Below are 15,343 nucleotides of genomic sequence, written 5' to 3' on the forward strand. Positions count from 1 at the left end.
CAGGGGCGGCACGACAGACGACGCATGTCCCGGGACGGGAATCTTCGTCGGAAGCCGAGCGTTGACCGAACGACGAAGAACAGCGACCACTAGTCCTGTGGGCCATAAGCCCGGGAGGCACGATTCATGAGCGAGCGAGCTCTCCGCGGCACGCGACTCGGGGCCACTAGCTACGAGACCGACCGTGGTATCGATCTGGCTCCCCGCCAGACCGTCGAGTACGCATGTCAGAACGGACACCGATTCGAGGTTCCCTTCTCGGTCGAGGCGGAGATCCCACCGACCTGGGAATGCCGCTTCTGCGGCCAGGAGGCGGCACTTCTCGACGGTGACGAGCCGGAGGAGAAGAAGGTCAAGCCCACGCGCACCCATTGGGACATGCTGATGGAGCGCCGGACGCGCGAGGAGCTGGAGGAGGTGCTGGCCGAACGGCTGGCCGTGCTCCGTTCCGGCGGGATGAACCTCGCGGTGCACCCGCGGGACACCCGCAAGAGCGCCTGACACACTCGCTCCCGCCGCTGGGCGGGAGGACGCGAAAAGGGACCCTGGTCACCAGGGTCCCTTTCGCGTTGTCCGGGGCGGGCAGCCTGTCCGGGGCGGGCAGCGGAATCGGACGGCCGACCGGCGGGGTCAGCCGGCGATCGGCGGCCGGTAGCCGGTGCCCGGCTCCTGCGGATCGCGCGGGCCGGCGCCCGGCTCGACGACCTCACCGTGGATCACCTTGCCGTCCGGGCGGTGGATGCGCAGCTGCTCCTGCAGCCGCATCGCGTCCGCGAACGGATCGGCGCCGGCGACGGAGGTGCTGCGCAGCGCCTTGCCCGCGACCCGGCGTCCGGCGGCCCGCCAGAGCGCCCGGGTGGGCGGGAACAGCAGGGTCAGGGCGACCAGGTCCGAGAGGAAGCCGGGGACGACCAACAGCAGCCCGGCCAGCACCGTCATGCTGGTGCCGGTCTGCGGCTGCTCGGACTGCGGGTTCTTGCTCTGCTCGACGGCGGCCGACAGCGCCTTCAACCCGGCCCGCTTGATCAGGGAGCCGCCGATCAGCGCGCCGCCGATCAGCAGCAGCAGGACGGTGAAGCCGCCCAGCCACGAACCCACCTGGACCAGCAGCCAGATCTCCAGCACCAGCCAGGCGGTGATCAGCAGCGGCAGCGCCCGGCGGAGCCTGCCACGGGGGGCCGGACGGCTGGGGGTAGCTTGCTGGGTCACGGTACGAATCCACTCCAAGCGGTGCTCTGCGCGCCGCACGGGAGGTCCGGGCCGGCTACGGCACCACCTGGTCCAACGCTTCCCCGGTGGCCGGTGTTCCGGTGGCCGGCTTCTTCCGGCGGCCGATCAGCACGGCGGCGCCGCAGGCCAGCAGGCCTCCGACCGCCAGCGTCCACTCCGGCGCGGCGCCCACCCGGTCGGCCACCGTGGTGCCGTCGCGCAGCGGGACGGTCGCGGACAGCTCGGCCGGGGTCAGCTCCCGGGTGCGCTGCTCGACCGTGCCGTCGGGGGCGATCACCGCGCTGATGCCGCTGGTGGCGGCGATCAGGACGGCCCGTCCGTGCTCGACCGCGCGCAGCCGGCTCATCGCGAGCTGCTGCTCGGGTTGGCCGGTCTCGGCGTAGGTCGCGTTGTTGGTCTGCACCACCAGGACGCGGGCGCCGCTGTCGACGGTGTCCCGGATGATCTCGTCGTAGGCCACCTCGAAGCAGATGACGTCGCCGATCCGCGCGGGGCCGAGCTGCATGACGCCGTTGTGGTCGCCGGGGTAGAAGTCCCGGGCGACCCGCTGGAGGCGGGTGATCACCTTCATCAGCTGGGCGCGGAAGGGCACGTACTCGCCGAAGGGGACGGGGTGCTGCTTGGTGTAGGAGGCGCCCGGGCCGGTCCGCGGGTCCCAGACGATGCCCTCGTTCTGGACGTGCTGGGCGTCCGGGCCGTCCACCAGGGTGCCGACCAGGGTCGGCACGCCGACGGCCTGGACCGCCTCGTCGATGCGGTCGCGGGCCAGCGGGTCGGAGAACGGGTCCAGGTCGGAGGAGTTCTCCGGCCAGATCACGATGTCGGGGCGGGGGGTCCTGCCGGCCCGGACGTCGGCGGCGAGGCGCTCGGTGGCCGAGGCGTGGTTGTTGAGGACCATCATCGGGCGGCCGAGGAAGTCCATGCCCGGGTTGGGCACGTTGCCCTGGACGATGGCGACCTTGACGGTGTCGTTCGCGGCGGTCGGCACCGGGACGAGGTAGCCGGTCAGCAGCGCGGCGACCGCGCCGAGCGCCGCCAGCGCGGCCGCCCGGGGCGCCTTGCGCGACCCCCGGCGCAGGCGCAGCACGGCCCAGGCCGACAGGGCGCCGCAGAGGGCGACGGCGAAGGTCACCAGCGGCGCGCCGCCGAGCGCGGCGAGCGGGGTGAACGGGGTGGCGGTGTTGGCGAAGGCGAGCCGGCCCCAGGGGAAGCCGCCCAGCGGCAGCCGGTCCCGGGCCCACTCCTGGGTGACCCACAGGCAGGCCGCCCAGAGCGGCCCGCCGGGCAGCCGGGAGGTGAGCGCCAGCGCCCCGCCGAGCAGGGCCAGGAACAGCGCCTCGACGACGGACAGGCCGACGGTGGCGTCCCAGCCGACCACCCGCAGCCAGCTGAGCAGCACCAGGAAGAACGGCAGGCCGAAGGCGAAGCCCGTCCACAGGCCCTGGCGGAAGGTGCGGCCGCGGGTGAGCAGCGACAGCGCGGCGACGCCGAGCAGGGACAGCGGCCAGAGGTCGTAGGGCGGGAAGGCGAGCGCGAGCAGCAGGCCGGCCACCGCGGCGAGGCCGGTGCGGGGCAGCCCGGTGCGGACCTTGGCGACGGTGCGGGCGGCGCGTCCGGGCCTGCCGGGGGTAGGGGCCGGGTCCTGTGGCTCGGGAGCGGTCCCGGACCGCTCCTGGGTGACGGGCATGGCCACCGGCGCACCATCTTCCTGGGGACTTGCTGTTCGGACGCTGTCCGAAGAAGGTACCCCGGAACGTCGGGGTCGCGTGAGGTCAGGGTGGTACGGCCGGACGGCCCCCGCCCCGGCCGGACCGGGCCCCGGCACCTGCCCTCGCCGCACCCGCGCCGGGCGGCCTCGCCCGCCGGTCAGCGCTCGGCCGGTCAGCGCTCGGAGTAGCGCAGGCGGCCCAGCGGCCAGTGCGCGGAGAGCCAGTCGGAGACGGCCCGGTGGAGCGGGGCGTCCAGCTCGGCGCGGTCGGCGCGGACCCAGGAGCTGACCGAGACCACGGACGGGTCCTCGCGGTCCGGGTAGATGTAGACGCAGCCGATCACCTCGTCCCGGTCCGGTTCCAGGACGGTGTAGGTGAAGCCGGTGCGGGCCTCGAAGTCGGCGGCGTGGCGGCGCAGGTCGGCGAGGTTCTGTTCGAGGGGCATCCCCTCCGCGGGCGGCCAGCCGCGGCCGGCCCAGCCCGGGGTGGCGCGGATGTGGTCGATGCTGCTCGTCCAGGCGGCGTGGTCGGAGGCGTTGTGCTGCTCGCCCAGGGGCTCCAGGCGGAACTCCGGGGCGAGCAGCTCACGGGGGACGGTGAAGTCGGCGGGCACCAGGGGATCGGTCGTCATGGCGGTCAATCTAGGCTTTCCGGCGCTCCCCCTCATCCGGTTTAGCGCCGCGTCCGGTTCAGGACCGCGTCCGTCTCAGCGCTGGTGCACGGTGCGGCCGCGGACCACGGTGCGCAGGCAGGTGGGGAGTTCGCGGCCCGGGGTGAGGTCGGGCAGGCCGGGGGTGCCGGAGCGCGGGTCGGTGGACCAGCCGGCCACCCGGGCGTCGGGGGCCTGGACGACCAGGTCCTCGGCGGCCCAGATCGCGTAGCTGGCGACGGCGCCGGGGACCAGCACGCCGTCCTGGTCGCGGCCGATCGCGCGCCAGCCGCCGCGGGTGTGGGCGGTGAAGGCGGCGCGGACGGAGATCCGGTGGTCCAGGGTCCGGTGGAAGGCCGCTGCCCGGACGGTGCCCCAGGGGTCGAGCGGGGTGACCGGGGCGTCCGAGCCGAAGGCCAGCGGGACGCCGGCCCGCAGCAGGGCGGCGAAGGGGTTGAGGGCGGCGGCCCGCTCGGCGCCCAGGCGCTGCACGTACATGCCGTCCGGGCCGCCCCAGGCGGCGTCGAAGGCGGGCTGGACGGAGGCGGTGAGGCCGAGCTCGGCGAACGCGGCGATGGCCTTGTCGTCGAGCGCTTCGGCGTGCTCGACGCGGTGGCGCATGGCCTTGACGCGGTCGAGGCCGACCCGCTCGCCGGCCGCCCGGACGCCCTCGATGACGGCGGTGACGGCGGCGTCGCCGATGGCGTGGAAGCCGGCCTGCAGCCCGGCTCCGGTGCAGGCGGCGACGTGGTCGGCGACCTGCTCGGCGGTCAGGTAGGCGGCGCCGGTGTGCCCGGCGTCGGCGTACGGGGTGTGCAGGCAGGCGGTGCGCGAGCCGAGCGCGCCGTCCACGAAGAGGTCGCCGCCGGCGCCCACCGCGCCGAGCCGGCGCGCCGTCTCGACTCCGCCCAACTCGCCCCAGTAGCCGAACACTTCGGGGCCCTCGCGGTCCGCTGCCAGGGCCAGGAGGGCGGTCAGGTCGGCCTCGGAGGAGATCTCCGGCCCGGCGCACTCGTGCAGGGCGCCGATGCCGAGTTCGGCGGCGCGGGCGAGGGTGGCGCGCTGGGCGTGGCGGCGCTGCTCGGGGGTGAGGTGGGCCAGCGCGGTCCGCCGGACGGCGTGGTGGGCGTCCTTGGTGAGCGGGCCCTCGGCGTCGAAGCCGGGCCGCTCGGCGAGGCCCTCGGTGCGGGTGCGCAGCGCGGTGGTGGCGAGCGCGGAGTGCACGTCGGTGCGGGAGAGGTAGAGCGCGGCGCCGCGGGCGGCGGCGTCGAGTTCGGCGAGCGTGGGCGGGCGGCCCTCGGGCCACCCGCTCTCGTCCCAGCCATGGCCGATGAGCACCCCGCCGGAGTCGGTCCTGGCCTCGACGAAGGCGGTGACGGCTGCCAGGGCGGCGGCCAGCGAGGGGCTGCCGGTGAGGTCGAGACCGGTGAGCGCCAGGCCGGTGGCGGTGGCGTGGACGTGGGCGTCCACGAAGGCGGGGGTGACCAGCGCGCCGTCCAGCTCGACGATCTCGTCGGCGGTGGCGGCGTACGCCTCGGCGGCGCCGTCGCTGCCGACCCAGGCGATGTGCTCGCCCTCCACGAGCATCGCGGTGGCGAACGGGTCGGCGGGGCTGTAGACGGCGCCGCCGCGCAGCAGGACGGTCCGGGGGGTGCTTTCGGTCATGCGGCTAAGTCTGCACCTTGGGTTTCGCTCCCCCCGAGCCGGTCCGAGCTTCAGAGCTTCGGGGGCCGGGCCTCGTAGGGGGTGGAGAGCACCACGGTGGTGCGGGTGGAGACCCCGGCGGCGCTGCGGATGCGGGCGAGCAGGTCCTCCAGGTCGCCGGGGGCTCCGACGCGGACCTTGAGGATGTAGTTCTCGTCGCCGGCGACGCTGTGGCAGGCCTCGATCTCGGGCAGGCCGGCCAGCCGCTCCGGGGTGTCGTCGGGGGCGCTCGGGTCGAAGGGTTTGACCGAGATGAAGGCGGTCAGTGCCAGGTCGACGGCGTCGGGGTCGATGATCGCGGTGTAGCCGCGGATCACCCCGCGCTGTTCGAGGCGGCGCACCCGCTGGTGCACCGCCGAGGTGGACAGGCCGGTGGCCTTGCCCAGGTCCGTGTAGCTCATCCGGCCGTCCTCGAGGAGCAGCTGGACGATGCGTTGGTCGAGATCCTCCACAGTGGGCAAACCTACCGGCTCCGGAGCACGGGGGGCGCACACGGTGGCACGGACCGGGACCGCAGGTGACACGGAGGCAAGTGCCGGGTGAATGTGGCAGGCGATGTGGCCAAGGACACACCCGGTGCATCGCGGTGCGCACCACCGCAGGGTTATGAGCCCGAATCCCAGGGAAGTGCTGGTTGTGGCCCTGGACGACCATGCCGGGCCCGATCCTAGGGGGATCCTCATGCCTGCTACTGACCAGCGTGTGCTGCGCGCCGACGAGACCGACGATATGACCGGCCGCGAAGACCTCGCGGTCGACCAAGCGCCGGGCGTCGACCCCGGCGAGGCCGAGACCTGGGACATCTTCCGGGTCCACTGCCCCGAGTGCCGCCGTCCGATCGCCCTGGTGGCGGATGAGGACCGGCTTCCGCAGCACGCCCTGCTGCCCACCGCCTGGAACCCCTTCGCTCCCGCGATCTGCCCGGGTTCGGGCAGCCCGACCGACGACCTGGCCGAGGTCGAGAGCTCGGACGACGCGCAGCCGACCGGCTTCGACGCGCTGTTCAAGCTTCCGAGCGGTCTCGACTGGCGCACCCAGCCGTTCTCGCACGCGCTGGTGCACCGCCCGGTGCGCACCGCGGCGGCCCCGGGCCAGGCCGCGCGCAGGACCGTCCCGGTCACGCCGGTCATCCCGGAGCAGCGCCGGCGGCTGGTGCGGCAATGAGCGCCGCCCGTTCACCGTTGACCTGACGCTCCGGCAGGAACGCCTGCGGCCGTCACTCCGCACCCTGGAGTGACGGCCGCAGGCCGTATCGGGGAAGGCCGTCAGGCCTTCGTGAGGTGGCGGCCGATCACCAGCCGCTGGATCTGGTTGGTGCCCTCGACGATCTGCAGCACCTTGGCCTCGCGCATATAACGCTCTGCCGGGAAGTCCTGGGTGTAGCCGTAGCCGCCGAGCACCTGGACGGCGTCGGTGGTCACCCGCATCGCCGTGTCGGTGCAGAACAGCTTGGCCATCGCCGCCTCCTTGGAGAACGGCCGGCCCGCGTCCCGCAGCCGCGCGGCGGTCAGGTAGAGCGAGCGCCCGGCCTCGATCTGGGTGGCCATGTCGGCGAGCATGAACGACAGGCCCTGGAACTCGGCGATCGGGCGGCCGAACTGGCGCCGGGTGCGGGCGTAGTCCACCGCGAGGTCGAGGGCGGCCTGGGCGACGCCGACCGCGCAGGCCGCGATGCCGAGGCGGCCGGAGTCCAGTGCGGCGAGCGCGATCTGGAAGCCCTGGCCCTCCTCGCCGATCAGCCGGTCGCGGGAGACCCGGGCGCCGTCGAAGTGCAGCTGGGCGGTCGGCGAGGAGCGCATGCCCATCTTGTGCTCCGGCGGTGCGGCCGACAGGCCCTGCTGGGTGCCGGGGACGAGCAGGCAGCTGATGCCCTTCGGGCCCTCGGTGCCGGTGCGCACCATCGTGCTGTAGAAGTCGGCCTGCCCACCGTGCGTGATCCAGGCCTTGGTGCCGTTGACGACGTACTCCTCGCCGTCCAGGTCGGCGCGGGTGCGCAGGGCGGCCGCGTCGGAGCCGGACTGCGGCTCGGAGAGGCAGTAGGCGCCGAGCTGGTCGCCGGAGAGCATGCCGGGCAGCCAGGTCTCGCGCTGCCCGTCGGTGCCGAAGGTGGCCAGCGCGTGGCAGGACAGGGTGTGCACGCTGACGCCGAGGCCGACGGCCAGCCAGCCGGCCGCGAGCTCCTCCAGCACCTGCAGGTACACCTCGTACGGCTGCTCGCCGCCGCCGTACTCCTCGTCGTACGGGAGGGACAGCAGCCCGGCCTCGCCGAGGGTGCGGAAGACCTCCCGCGGGAAGCGGCCGGCGCCCTCGTCCTCCGCCGCGCGCGGCTGCAGCTCGCGCTGCACCAGGTCCCGGGTGAGGCTCAGCAGCTCCCGGGCCTCCTCGCTCGGCAGCTGGCGCTCCACGGCTTTCACGGGGGAGGGGGTCATGGCGGCGGTCGCCTCCTCGATCGGGCGACGGACCGAGCTGTCGGCTGGTCCGGCGCGGGGTGTGGCAGGTCGGCCCGACCGGCACCGGGTTGCGGTGAACGGCCGTTCACAGGCGTGGCGAAGGCGAGTATGCCCGAAACCCGGGCTGCCGTCACGACCAGCGCAGATGAACTGGACGCAGTGGTGGGCTACGGCACCGTAGGGTTGACGTTGTGGCTGTTTCCGGAACCCTCCCCACCCTTCTTCCGCCCGCGACCGGCGACCCGCTGACCGCGCTCGCCGCCGAGCTGCGCGCGCTGGCGCCCTCCTGCGGGCCGGTGCGGCTGGTCGCGGTGGACGGCCATGCGGGCTCCGGCAAGACCACCTTCGCCGGGCGGCTGGCGGCGGCACTCGGCGGGGCGCCGGTGGTCCACCTCGACGACCTGGCCACCCACACCGACTTCTTCGGGTGGACCGGGCGGCTCCGCGAGCAGGTGCTGGAACCGCTGGCGGCCGGCCGGGACACCGTGTACCGGGTGTACGACTGGACGCTGCGCCGCTTCGCGACGACCGCCGTGGTGCCGGCCGCCCCGGTGGTACTGGTGGAGGGTGTGGGCGCGGGGCGCCGGGAGGTGCGCCCGTTCCTGGCCCGGGTGATCTGGATGGAGCTGGACGCCCTGGCGGCCCGGCGGCGCGGGGAGGAGCGGGACGGTCCGGAACTGGCCGGGTTCTGGGCGGGCTGGGCGCGGGCGGAGGCGGCGCACTTCGCCGCCGACCCGAGCCGTCCGTACGCCGCCACGCGCGTCGACGGGGTGACCGGGCGGATCCTGCCGGGCACCGTGGGTGAAGCTTCAACCAAGTCCTTGACCTGCGACATCACCAGGACTTAGGTTTGCCTCAGCCGCTGGAGCGCAGCGCTCCGGCCGCATCGGACCCGGCGTCCCCGGCTTGTTCCCCCGTGAGCCGGGGGCGCCGTTCGGTCCCCCCTCCCCATCGCGCCACAGCGCCGGCACAGCCCGCTCGTTTCAGCCATTTCGCCGCCCAACGACCGCGCGCACGATCGCATTTGAGCCCGTACGGCACCCTTCCGGATCAGCCCCGCGCCGGTACGATTCCTGGCAGGCGCAGAGGCGCCCCGGGGGCTTCCGACCACGGCCCGGCCATGCTCAGGCGAACCGACGACCGAGCCCCGGGCCACACCGCGGGGGGCGTGAGTGACGACGGTGGACAGTTCCGACAGCACGGCGGGCGGCCCGGACCGGCTCGCCGACCGCGCCTGGCTGCGCGCCATGGACGCCTACACCGCGGGCGCCTACGCCCGCGCCGAGGAGGAGTTCCGGGCCGCCGTGCGGCTGGACCCGGGCATGGCCGACGCCTGGCTCGGCCTCCACGCACTGCGCAGCGACACCTCCGCGGCGCTGCTCGCCATGTACCGCCACCAGAAGCGCTTCGGCGAGCAGCGGCGGCTGCACCGGCGCCCGCTCAGCTCCTGGTACTGGCTGGGCTGGTGGGTGCAGCCCGTCCTGGAGGACGCCCGCGACCTCGCCCTGGCGCACGCCTCGCACTGGCTGGACGGCCGCCATCTCGCCGAGCTGGACCGGGCGTTGGAGCAGTGCCCGGCGCCCAGCGAGGACCCCTCCGCCCAGTTCCTGTACGCCTGCCGGTCCTACCTGCTCAAGGACTGGGAGCAGTTGATCCGGGACACCGACCGCCTGCTGGACGACCCGCTGCTGGGCATCGAGGCCGGGCTGTTCGCCGGGATGGCGCGGGTGCGGCTGGACATGTGCGCCCAGGCGCAGGCGCCACTGGCCGCCTCGCTGGCGCGCTGCCGCTCCGAGCAGCCGCAGCGCAAGGAGCTGCGGTACTGGCTGGCCCGGGCGTACGAGGGGGCCGGGCGCAGCGCGGCGGCCCTGCCGCTGTACCGGGCGGTGCACCGGGCGGATCCGGCCTTCATGGACACCGCCACCCGGCTGGCGGCGATCGCGGCGGAGGACTCGCTCGCCGACGGGCTGCTGGCGGGCGGGCGCCCGGGCGGGGCGGAGCCGGCCGGGCCGGGCGGCGAGGCGGGCTACCAGGACGAGCTCGGGTACGTGGAAGGACCGCTCTACGGCGAGGAGTTCGGACCCGGAGCCGCCGAGCCGGGCGGTGGGCCGGCGGTGGACGCCAGCCTGGTGGACGAGGTCACCGACCTCGCCCCGGCCGGGCCGGCGGCCGACGGTGCGCCCCAGGCGGCCGGGGAGCGGTCCGGCTCGGGTGCCCCGGGCCGCCCCGCCGGACCCGCGCCGCTGCCCGTCCGCGGCGAGGCGCAGCCCCGGGTCGCGCCCGCCCCCGCGGCTCGGTCGGGGGGCGACGACCGGGAGTTGGACGCGGCCCTGGCCGAACTGTCACTGATGGTGGGCCTGGAGCCGGTGAAGCGCCAAGTGCGCGCGCTGTCGGCCCAGTTGCGGATGAGTCGACTGCGGGCCGAGCAGGGCCTGCCGGTCCAGCCGCCGAAGCGGCACTTCGTCTTCTCCGGTCCGTCCGGCACCGGCAAGACCACCGTGGCCCGGATCCTCGGCCGGGTCTTCCACGCCCTCGGCCTGCTCTCCGGCGACCATCTGGTGGAGGCCCAGAGAGCCGACCTGGTCGGCGAGTTCCTCGGCCAGACGGCCGTCAAGGCGAACGACCTGATCGACTCCGCGCTGGACGGCGTGCTGTTCATCGACGAGGCGTACAGCCTCTCCAACTCCGGCTACACCAAGGGCGACGCGTACGGTGACGAGGCGCTGCAGGTGCTGCTGAAGCGGGCCGAGGACAACCGGGACCGGCTGGTGGTGATCCTGGCCGGCTACCCCGAGGGGATGAACCGGCTGCTCGCCACCAACCCCGGCCTGAACTCCCGCTTCACCACCCGCGTCGACTTCCCCAGCTACCGCCCGAACGAGCTGACCGCGATCGGTGCGGCGCTGGCCGGCCGGGACGGCGACGGCTGGGACGAGGACGCGGCCGAGGAGCTGGCCAGCATCTGCACCCACGTGGTGCGCGAGGGCTGGATCGACGAGCTGGGCAACGGCCGGTTCATCCGCACCCTGTACGAGAAGTCCTGCGCCTACCGGGACCTCCGGCTGTCGCTGCTGCGCGAACCGCCGGGCCGGGAGGACCTGGCGACGCTGCGGCTGCCGGACCTGGTGCAGGCGTACGGGGAGCTGATCGACGGCCGGGGGTAGCGAACGGCCGAGGCTGGAGGACGCGGCCGGGCTGGGAGCGGGCGGGCCGGGGGCGGCCCCGGCTATCGGGTGTCCGACTGTCGGAGCAGACTAGCCTCGCGCTCGGGGTCGAGCCCGACGGCCGGCCGGTCGGCGCGCTGCGGGGCGTCGCCGCCGATGGAGCGCAGCCAGGCCCAGGTGGACTCGACCGTCTCGGCGACGGGGCGGCAGCGCAGCCCGGCGTCCACCGCGCGGACCACCGAGGCGCCGTGCAGGAAGTCGTACAGCTCGCCGGGCGCAAGCCAGATCGGCAGTTCGGTCCACGGCTCGATGCCCGCCGCGAGGATCCGCTCCGGGTCGGTCCAGCGCAGCTCGGCGTCCGAACCGGTGGCCCGGACGCAGGCCGCCAGCAGGTCGCCCATGGTGGCGTGACCAGCCGGGCTGACCACGTTGTAGGGGCCGCCCAGGCGGGCCGCCACCGCGTCCAGGGTCCAGATCGCGAGGTCGCGGCCGTCGATGTACTGCAGCGCCGCATCGCGTGGGCCGGGGGCGAGCACCGGCCCGCCGCGGGCGATCCGGTTCAGCCACCAGGGCAGTCGGCCGATGTCCTCGTACGGGCCGAGGATCAGGCCGGCCCGGGCCAGCAGCGCCCGGCCGCCGTACTCGGCTTCCAGCGCCAGTTCGGCGCCGCGCTTGGCCTCGGCGTAGGGCACCTCGCCGGTCAGGTCCGGGGAGGAGGCGACCATCGGCGCCGTCTCGTCCGCGCCGGCCCGCAGCGGGTGGTCGTACACCGAACGGCTGGAGACGTACGCGTAGTGCCCGACCCTGCCGTTCAGCGCCCGCGCGCTGTCGCGCACCGCCGCCGGCGCCCAGGACCAGGTGTCCACCACCGCGTCCCACTCCCCCGCGGCGAGCGCCGCCAGGCCGTCCGCGGCCGTACGGTCGCCGACCAGCGGCCGCACGCCCTCGGGCACGGGCTGCGTGCCGCGGTTGAGGGCGGTCACCTCCCAGCCCCGGGCCACCGCCTCCTCGGCGACGGCGCGCCCGACGAACTTCGTTCCACCCAGCAGCAGGAGTCTCATGCCGACCACCCTGCTCCGAGGGTGGCCGGCAGGGGAAGCGCCGCCTGCTCTGGGCAGATTCGCCACGGGCGGACACGCCGGCTGGGAACGCGGGGCCGCTACCCGGCGGTGCGGTGGTCGGGGTCGTGCATCTCGCCGACCAGTTCCTCCAGCACGTCCTCCAGCATCACCACGCCCGTCGTGCGGCCGTCCTGGTCCAACACGGCGGCCAGGTGGCAGGTGGCCCGGCGCATCGCGCCGAGGGCGTCGTCCAGCGGGAGGGTGCCGCGCAGCACCGTGATCGGCCGCCACAGGCGGGCCGGGACGGGCGCCGAGGGATCCTCCACGTCGAGGATGTCCTTGAGGTGGAGGTAGCCGAGGTAGCCGTGGCCGGCCGGGTCGCCGTCGGCGACCGGGAAGCGCGAGAAGCCGGTCCGCAGGGCGAGTTCCTCGATCTCGGCGGCGGTCACCTTGGTGTCCACGGTGACCAGCTCGTCGTGCCGCAGCAGCACGTCGGAGACGGGGCGCCGGCCCATCTCCAGGGCGTCCTCCAGGCGCTCCTGGCGGTCCTCGTCGAGCAGACCGGCGTCCCGGGAGTCGACCAGCAGGTACAGCAGCTGCTCGGTGGTGAAGACCGACTCCACCTCGTCCTTGGGCTCGACCCGGAAGAGCCTCAGCACGCCGTTGGCGAAGGCGTTCAGCAGCCGGATCACCGGGGTGAGCCAGCGGGCCAGCCGGTCCAGCGGCGGGCCGAGCCACAGCGCGGCCCTCTCCGGGCCGGCCATGGCCATGTTCTTCGGCACCATCTCGCCCATCACCATGTGGAGGAAGACCACCAGGGCGAGCGAGATCCCGTACGAGAGCGGGTGCATCAGACCGGACGGGACGCCGATCGCGTGGAACGGCCCCGCCAGCAGGGCGGCGATGGTCGGCTCGGCGAGCGCACCGAGGCCCAGCGAGCAGACGGTGATCCCGAGCTGGGCCGCGGCCAGCATCGCGGACACGTTGGACAGCGCGTGCAGCACGGTGCGGGCGCGCTTGTGCCCGGCTTCGGCGAGCGGCTCGATCTGGCTGCGGCGCACCGACACGACGGCGAACTCGGCGCCGACGAAGAACGCGTTGCCGAGCAGCAGCAGGAGGGCGAGGGCCAGTTGCAGCACGGTCATCGGGCGTCCTCCTCGTCCTCGCCGAACAGCGCGGGCGCGGAGGTGCGCTCCACCCGGACGTGGCTGGTGCGGTGCCGGTCGACGCCGGTCACGGTGAACCGCCAGCCGGGCAGCTCGGCCTGCTCACCCACCTCGGGGAGCTTGCCGAGCAGGTCGGCGACCAGGCCGGCCAGCGTCTCGTACGGGCCGTCCGGCGCGTTCAGGCCGATGGCCTCCAGCTGGTCGATCCGGGCGCGGCCGTCGGCCTCCCAGGCGGGCAGGCCGTCGCCGGCCGACAGCGGCAGCAGCTCGGAGCGGTCGGCCGGGTCGTGCTCGTCCTGCACCTCGCCGACGATCTCCTCGACGATGTCCTCGACGGTGACGACGCCGGCGGTGCCGCCGTACTCGTCGACCACGATGGCCATCGGCTGGAGGCGGCGCAGCCGGTCGAGCAGCCGCTCGGCGGCCAGGGTCTCGGGCACCAGCAGCGGCGGCGAGGACAGCTCGCCGACCGGTACCTGGGCGCGCCGGACGGCCGGGACGGCGAGGGCGTCCTTGAGCGTCACGATGCCGGTGACCTCGTCCAGGCTGTCGGCGTACACCGGGAAGCGGGACAGGCCGGTGGCCCTGGTCAGGTTGATGACGTCGGAGGCGGTGGCGTCGCGCTGGAGCGCGGAGACGTCGACCCGCGGGGTCATCACGGACTCCGCGGTCAGCTCGCCGAGGCCGAGGGTGCGGACGAACAACCGCGCCGACTCCTCGTCTATCGCGCCGGCCTTGGCCGAGTGGCGGGCCAGCGAGACCAGTTCGGCCGGGGTACGGGCGTGCTCCAGCTCCTCCTGCGGCTCGACGCCGAAGGCCCGGACGGTGCGGTCGGCGGCGCCGTTCAGGAAGCGGATCAGCGGGCGGCAGGCGATGGAGAACGCCATGTGCGGGGCGGCGACCGCGCGGGCCACCTGGAGCGGGCGGGAGATCGCCCAGTTCTTCGGCACCAGCTCGCCGATCACCATCTGGACGACGGTGGCCAGCACCATGCCGATCACCACGGCGGCGCCGCGGGCGGCCGAGTCGGGCACGCCGATGCCCGACATCACGGGCTGCAGCAGGGTCGACAGGGCCGGCTCGGCGAGCATGCCGACCACCAGCGAGGTGACGGTGATGCCCAGTTGGGCGCCGGAGAGTTCGAAGGAGAGGTGCCGCAGGGCCCTGGAGACCCGGCGGGACTTGGCGTCGCCGGCCTCGGCGGAACGCTCCACCGCGCCGCGGTCGGCGGTGACGAAGGCGAACTCGGCGGCCACGAAGAGGCCGTTGGCGAGGATGAGCAGGAGGGCTGCGCCCAACAGCAGCCAGGCGGTGATCACAGTGCCGCCTGCCTTCCGGGGGTCGGAAGCGAGGCGGCGCAGGTACTACCGGACGGATCGTCCATCGAGGGGGAGAGTCACTCCTCAGGTCGGCTCGAGTCGGGATCGGCTCGAGTCAGGTCGGTCTCGTTCAGGCGGGGTCGGAGTCTTTGCCCCGCTTTTACCAGCGTAGACCATCGTGGGGCGGTGGTAGGAAGCGTGTTCGGGAGCCGGCCGCGCCGCGGAACCGCCTGCCCGGCTGCTCGGATCTCGCCGTACCCCGTAGCCCCGGCTGCTCAGACCTGGCCGTGCCGCTCGACCAGGTCGCGCAGCGCGCGGGCGTCCGCGATGGCCTGCTCCCTGCCGACCCCGGACTGGATGCCGACCGCCGCCAGGGAGGTGCCGTCGGCGAGGTCGAGGGTGGCCCACGGATCGCCCTGGCGGAAGTTGACGCGGACGATCTCGGCCCAGGCGAGCCGGCGGCTGCGGACGAAGTTGACCACCGTCACGCCCTCGGCGTCCGCGCGCACCCGGGGGCGGGCCAGCATGAGGCCCGCGCAGGCGAACAGCACACCGCTGGCGACCATCATGATCCGGTCGTTGAGCTGCCAGTTCGCCGGGAGCAGGACGGCCAGCACGGCGAACAGCGCCACCAGCACGACGCAGACCGGCAGCAGCACCGCGCGGGTGCGGCGGGGCGCCCAGGTGACGGGGAACTCGACGGACGGCGTGGACACGTGGGTCTCCGGTGGTTCTGGCGGCGGTGCGGGCTGCTACGGCCGACGGCGCGCGGACTTGCTACGGCGAGGGGCGGGGCTGGTACGGCGAAGGGACGGGACGCCGGTCGGCGCCCCGCCCCTATTGAACCGTCCTTTACCCGCGAACCGGTGGACAGGTCGCTCGAGTCGTCCT

The 15,343-nt window shown here is 74.3% G+C and carries 14 protein-coding genes; 4 read left to right on the forward strand and 10 right to left on the reverse strand.

Features of this window, described 5'->3' with window-relative positions; genetic code table 11:
• Positions 1 to 126 precede the first annotated feature (126 nt).
• Positions 127 to 501 (forward strand): RNA polymerase-binding protein RbpA, encoded by a 375-nt coding sequence (locus ACZ4WV_RS09295; RefSeq protein ID WP_153459849.1) that lies wholly within the window; start codon positions 127 to 129, stop codon positions 499 to 501.
• Between the two features lie 129 nt (positions 502 to 630).
• Here the strand turns inward: ACZ4WV_RS09295 and fxsA are convergent, their stop codons facing one another.
• The 5 genes from fxsA to ACZ4WV_RS09320 all read right to left on the reverse strand — a co-directional run bounded on the left by fxsA (position 631) and on the right by ACZ4WV_RS09320 (position 5,744).
• Positions 631 to 1,209 carry an FxsA family membrane protein gene (fxsA, locus tag ACZ4WV_RS09300; protein ID WP_465744435.1) on the reverse strand — a complete coding sequence of 193 codons (579 nt, stop codon included), beginning with the start codon at positions 1,207 to 1,209 and terminating at the stop codon, positions 631 to 633.
• Between the two features lie 55 nt (positions 1,210 to 1,264).
• Positions 1,265 to 2,917 (reverse strand): apolipoprotein N-acyltransferase, encoded by a 1,653-nt coding sequence (gene lnt / locus ACZ4WV_RS09305; RefSeq protein WP_465744437.1) that lies wholly within the window; start codon positions 2,915 to 2,917, stop codon positions 1,265 to 1,267.
• 194 nt (positions 2,918 to 3,111) lie between these two features.
• Entirely contained in the window at positions 3,112 to 3,570 is a 459-nt protein-coding gene (locus ACZ4WV_RS09310) for an N-acetyltransferase (protein ID WP_465744438.1), read from the reverse strand.
• A gap of 75 nt (positions 3,571 to 3,645) precedes the next feature.
• Positions 3,646 to 5,253 carry an amidohydrolase gene (locus ACZ4WV_RS09315; protein ID WP_465744440.1) on the reverse strand — a complete coding sequence of 536 codons (1,608 nt, stop codon included), beginning with the start codon at positions 5,251 to 5,253 and terminating at the stop codon, positions 3,646 to 3,648.
• Between the two features lie 50 nt (positions 5,254 to 5,303).
• Positions 5,304 to 5,744 carry an Lrp/AsnC family transcriptional regulator gene (locus ACZ4WV_RS09320; protein ID WP_045694655.1) on the reverse strand — a complete coding sequence of 147 codons (441 nt, stop codon included), beginning with the start codon at positions 5,742 to 5,744 and terminating at the stop codon, positions 5,304 to 5,306.
• Between the two features lie 229 nt (positions 5,745 to 5,973).
• On the opposite strand from ACZ4WV_RS09320, the gene ACZ4WV_RS09325 reads away from it, so the two are divergent.
• A complete protein-coding gene (locus tag ACZ4WV_RS09325; protein ID WP_465744441.1) occupies positions 5,974 to 6,456 on the forward strand; it encodes a hypothetical protein in 483 nt (160 codons plus the stop codon).
• Between the two features lie 101 nt (positions 6,457 to 6,557).
• Here the strand turns inward: ACZ4WV_RS09325 and ACZ4WV_RS09330 are convergent, their stop codons facing one another.
• Positions 6,558 to 7,721, reverse strand: coding sequence for an acyl-CoA dehydrogenase family protein (locus ACZ4WV_RS09330; RefSeq protein WP_465744443.1), 1,164 nt, complete (start codon positions 7,719 to 7,721; stop codon positions 6,558 to 6,560).
• A 212-nt stretch (positions 7,722 to 7,933) separates the two neighbouring features.
• On the opposite strand from ACZ4WV_RS09330, the gene ACZ4WV_RS09335 reads away from it, so the two are divergent.
• Together ACZ4WV_RS09335 and ACZ4WV_RS09340 are read left to right on the forward strand one after the other, a co-directional pair.
• On the forward strand, positions 7,934 to 8,590 hold the full coding sequence (locus ACZ4WV_RS09335; protein ID WP_465744445.1) for a uridine kinase family protein: 657 nt from the start codon (positions 7,934 to 7,936) through the stop codon (positions 8,588 to 8,590).
• 399 nt (positions 8,591 to 8,989) lie between these two features.
• On the forward strand, positions 8,990 to 10,906 hold the full coding sequence (locus ACZ4WV_RS09340; protein WP_465744746.1) for an AAA family ATPase: 1,917 nt from the start codon (positions 8,990 to 8,992) through the stop codon (positions 10,904 to 10,906).
• Positions 10,907 to 10,968: 62 nt separating this feature from the next.
• On the opposite strand, the gene ACZ4WV_RS09345 is transcribed toward ACZ4WV_RS09340, so the two are convergent.
• The 4 genes from ACZ4WV_RS09345 to ACZ4WV_RS09360 all read right to left on the reverse strand — a co-directional run bounded on the left by ACZ4WV_RS09345 (position 10,969) and on the right by ACZ4WV_RS09360 (position 15,168).
• Complete coding sequence (locus tag ACZ4WV_RS09345; protein ID WP_465744447.1) at positions 10,969 to 11,967, reverse strand: NAD-dependent epimerase/dehydratase family protein; 999 nt, start codon at positions 11,965 to 11,967, stop codon at positions 10,969 to 10,971.
• 98 nt (positions 11,968 to 12,065) lie between these two features.
• Positions 12,066 to 13,112: a hemolysin family protein gene (locus ACZ4WV_RS09350; RefSeq protein WP_465744449.1), complete on the reverse strand. Its 1,047-nt coding sequence runs from the start codon at positions 13,110 to 13,112 to the stop codon at positions 12,066 to 12,068.
• Complete coding sequence (locus ACZ4WV_RS09355) at positions 13,109 to 14,452, reverse strand: hemolysin family protein (RefSeq protein ID WP_465744451.1); 1,344 nt, start codon at positions 14,450 to 14,452, stop codon at positions 13,109 to 13,111. Before ACZ4WV_RS09355 ends, ACZ4WV_RS09350 begins: the two co-directional genes overlap by 4 nt.
• A gap of 275 nt (positions 14,453 to 14,727) precedes the next feature.
• Positions 14,728 to 15,168 (reverse strand): PH domain-containing protein, encoded by a 441-nt coding sequence (locus ACZ4WV_RS09360; protein WP_465744453.1) that lies wholly within the window; start codon positions 15,166 to 15,168, stop codon positions 14,728 to 14,730.
• Positions 15,169 to 15,343 lie beyond the last annotated feature (175 nt).

The sequence above is a fragment of the Kitasatospora sp. NPDC029312 genome, assembly GCF_055569215.1.

Coding starts and splice junctions, on each gene's coding strand:
- ACZ4WV_RS09345 (WP_465744447.1), bottom strand. CDS start 11,967: ATGAGACTCCTGCTGCTGGGTGGAACGAAGTTCGTCGGGCGCGCCGTC.
- ACZ4WV_RS09330 (WP_465744443.1), bottom strand. CDS start 7,721: ATGACCCCCTCCCCCGTGAAAGCCGTGGAGCGCCAGCTGCCGAGCGAG.
- ACZ4WV_RS09350 (WP_465744449.1), bottom strand. CDS start 13,112: ATGACCGTGCTGCAACTGGCCCTCGCCCTCCTGCTGCTGCTCGGCAAC.
- ACZ4WV_RS09340 (WP_465744746.1), top strand. CDS start 8,990: ATGGACGCCTACACCGCGGGCGCCTACGCCCGCGCCGAGGAGGAGTTC.
- ACZ4WV_RS09315 (WP_465744440.1), bottom strand. CDS start 5,253: ATGACCGAAAGCACCCCCCGGACCGTCCTGCTGCGCGGCGGCGCCGTC.
- ACZ4WV_RS09325 (WP_465744441.1), top strand. CDS start 5,974: ATGCCTGCTACTGACCAGCGTGTGCTGCGCGCCGACGAGACCGACGAT.
- ACZ4WV_RS09295 (WP_153459849.1), top strand. CDS start 127: ATGAGCGAGCGAGCTCTCCGCGGCACGCGACTCGGGGCCACTAGCTAC.
- ACZ4WV_RS09310 (WP_465744438.1), bottom strand. CDS start 3,570: ATGACGACCGATCCCCTGGTGCCCGCCGACTTCACCGTCCCCCGTGAG.
- lnt (WP_465744437.1), bottom strand. CDS start 2,917: ATGCCCGTCACCCAGGAGCGGTCCGGGACCGCTCCCGAGCCACAGGAC.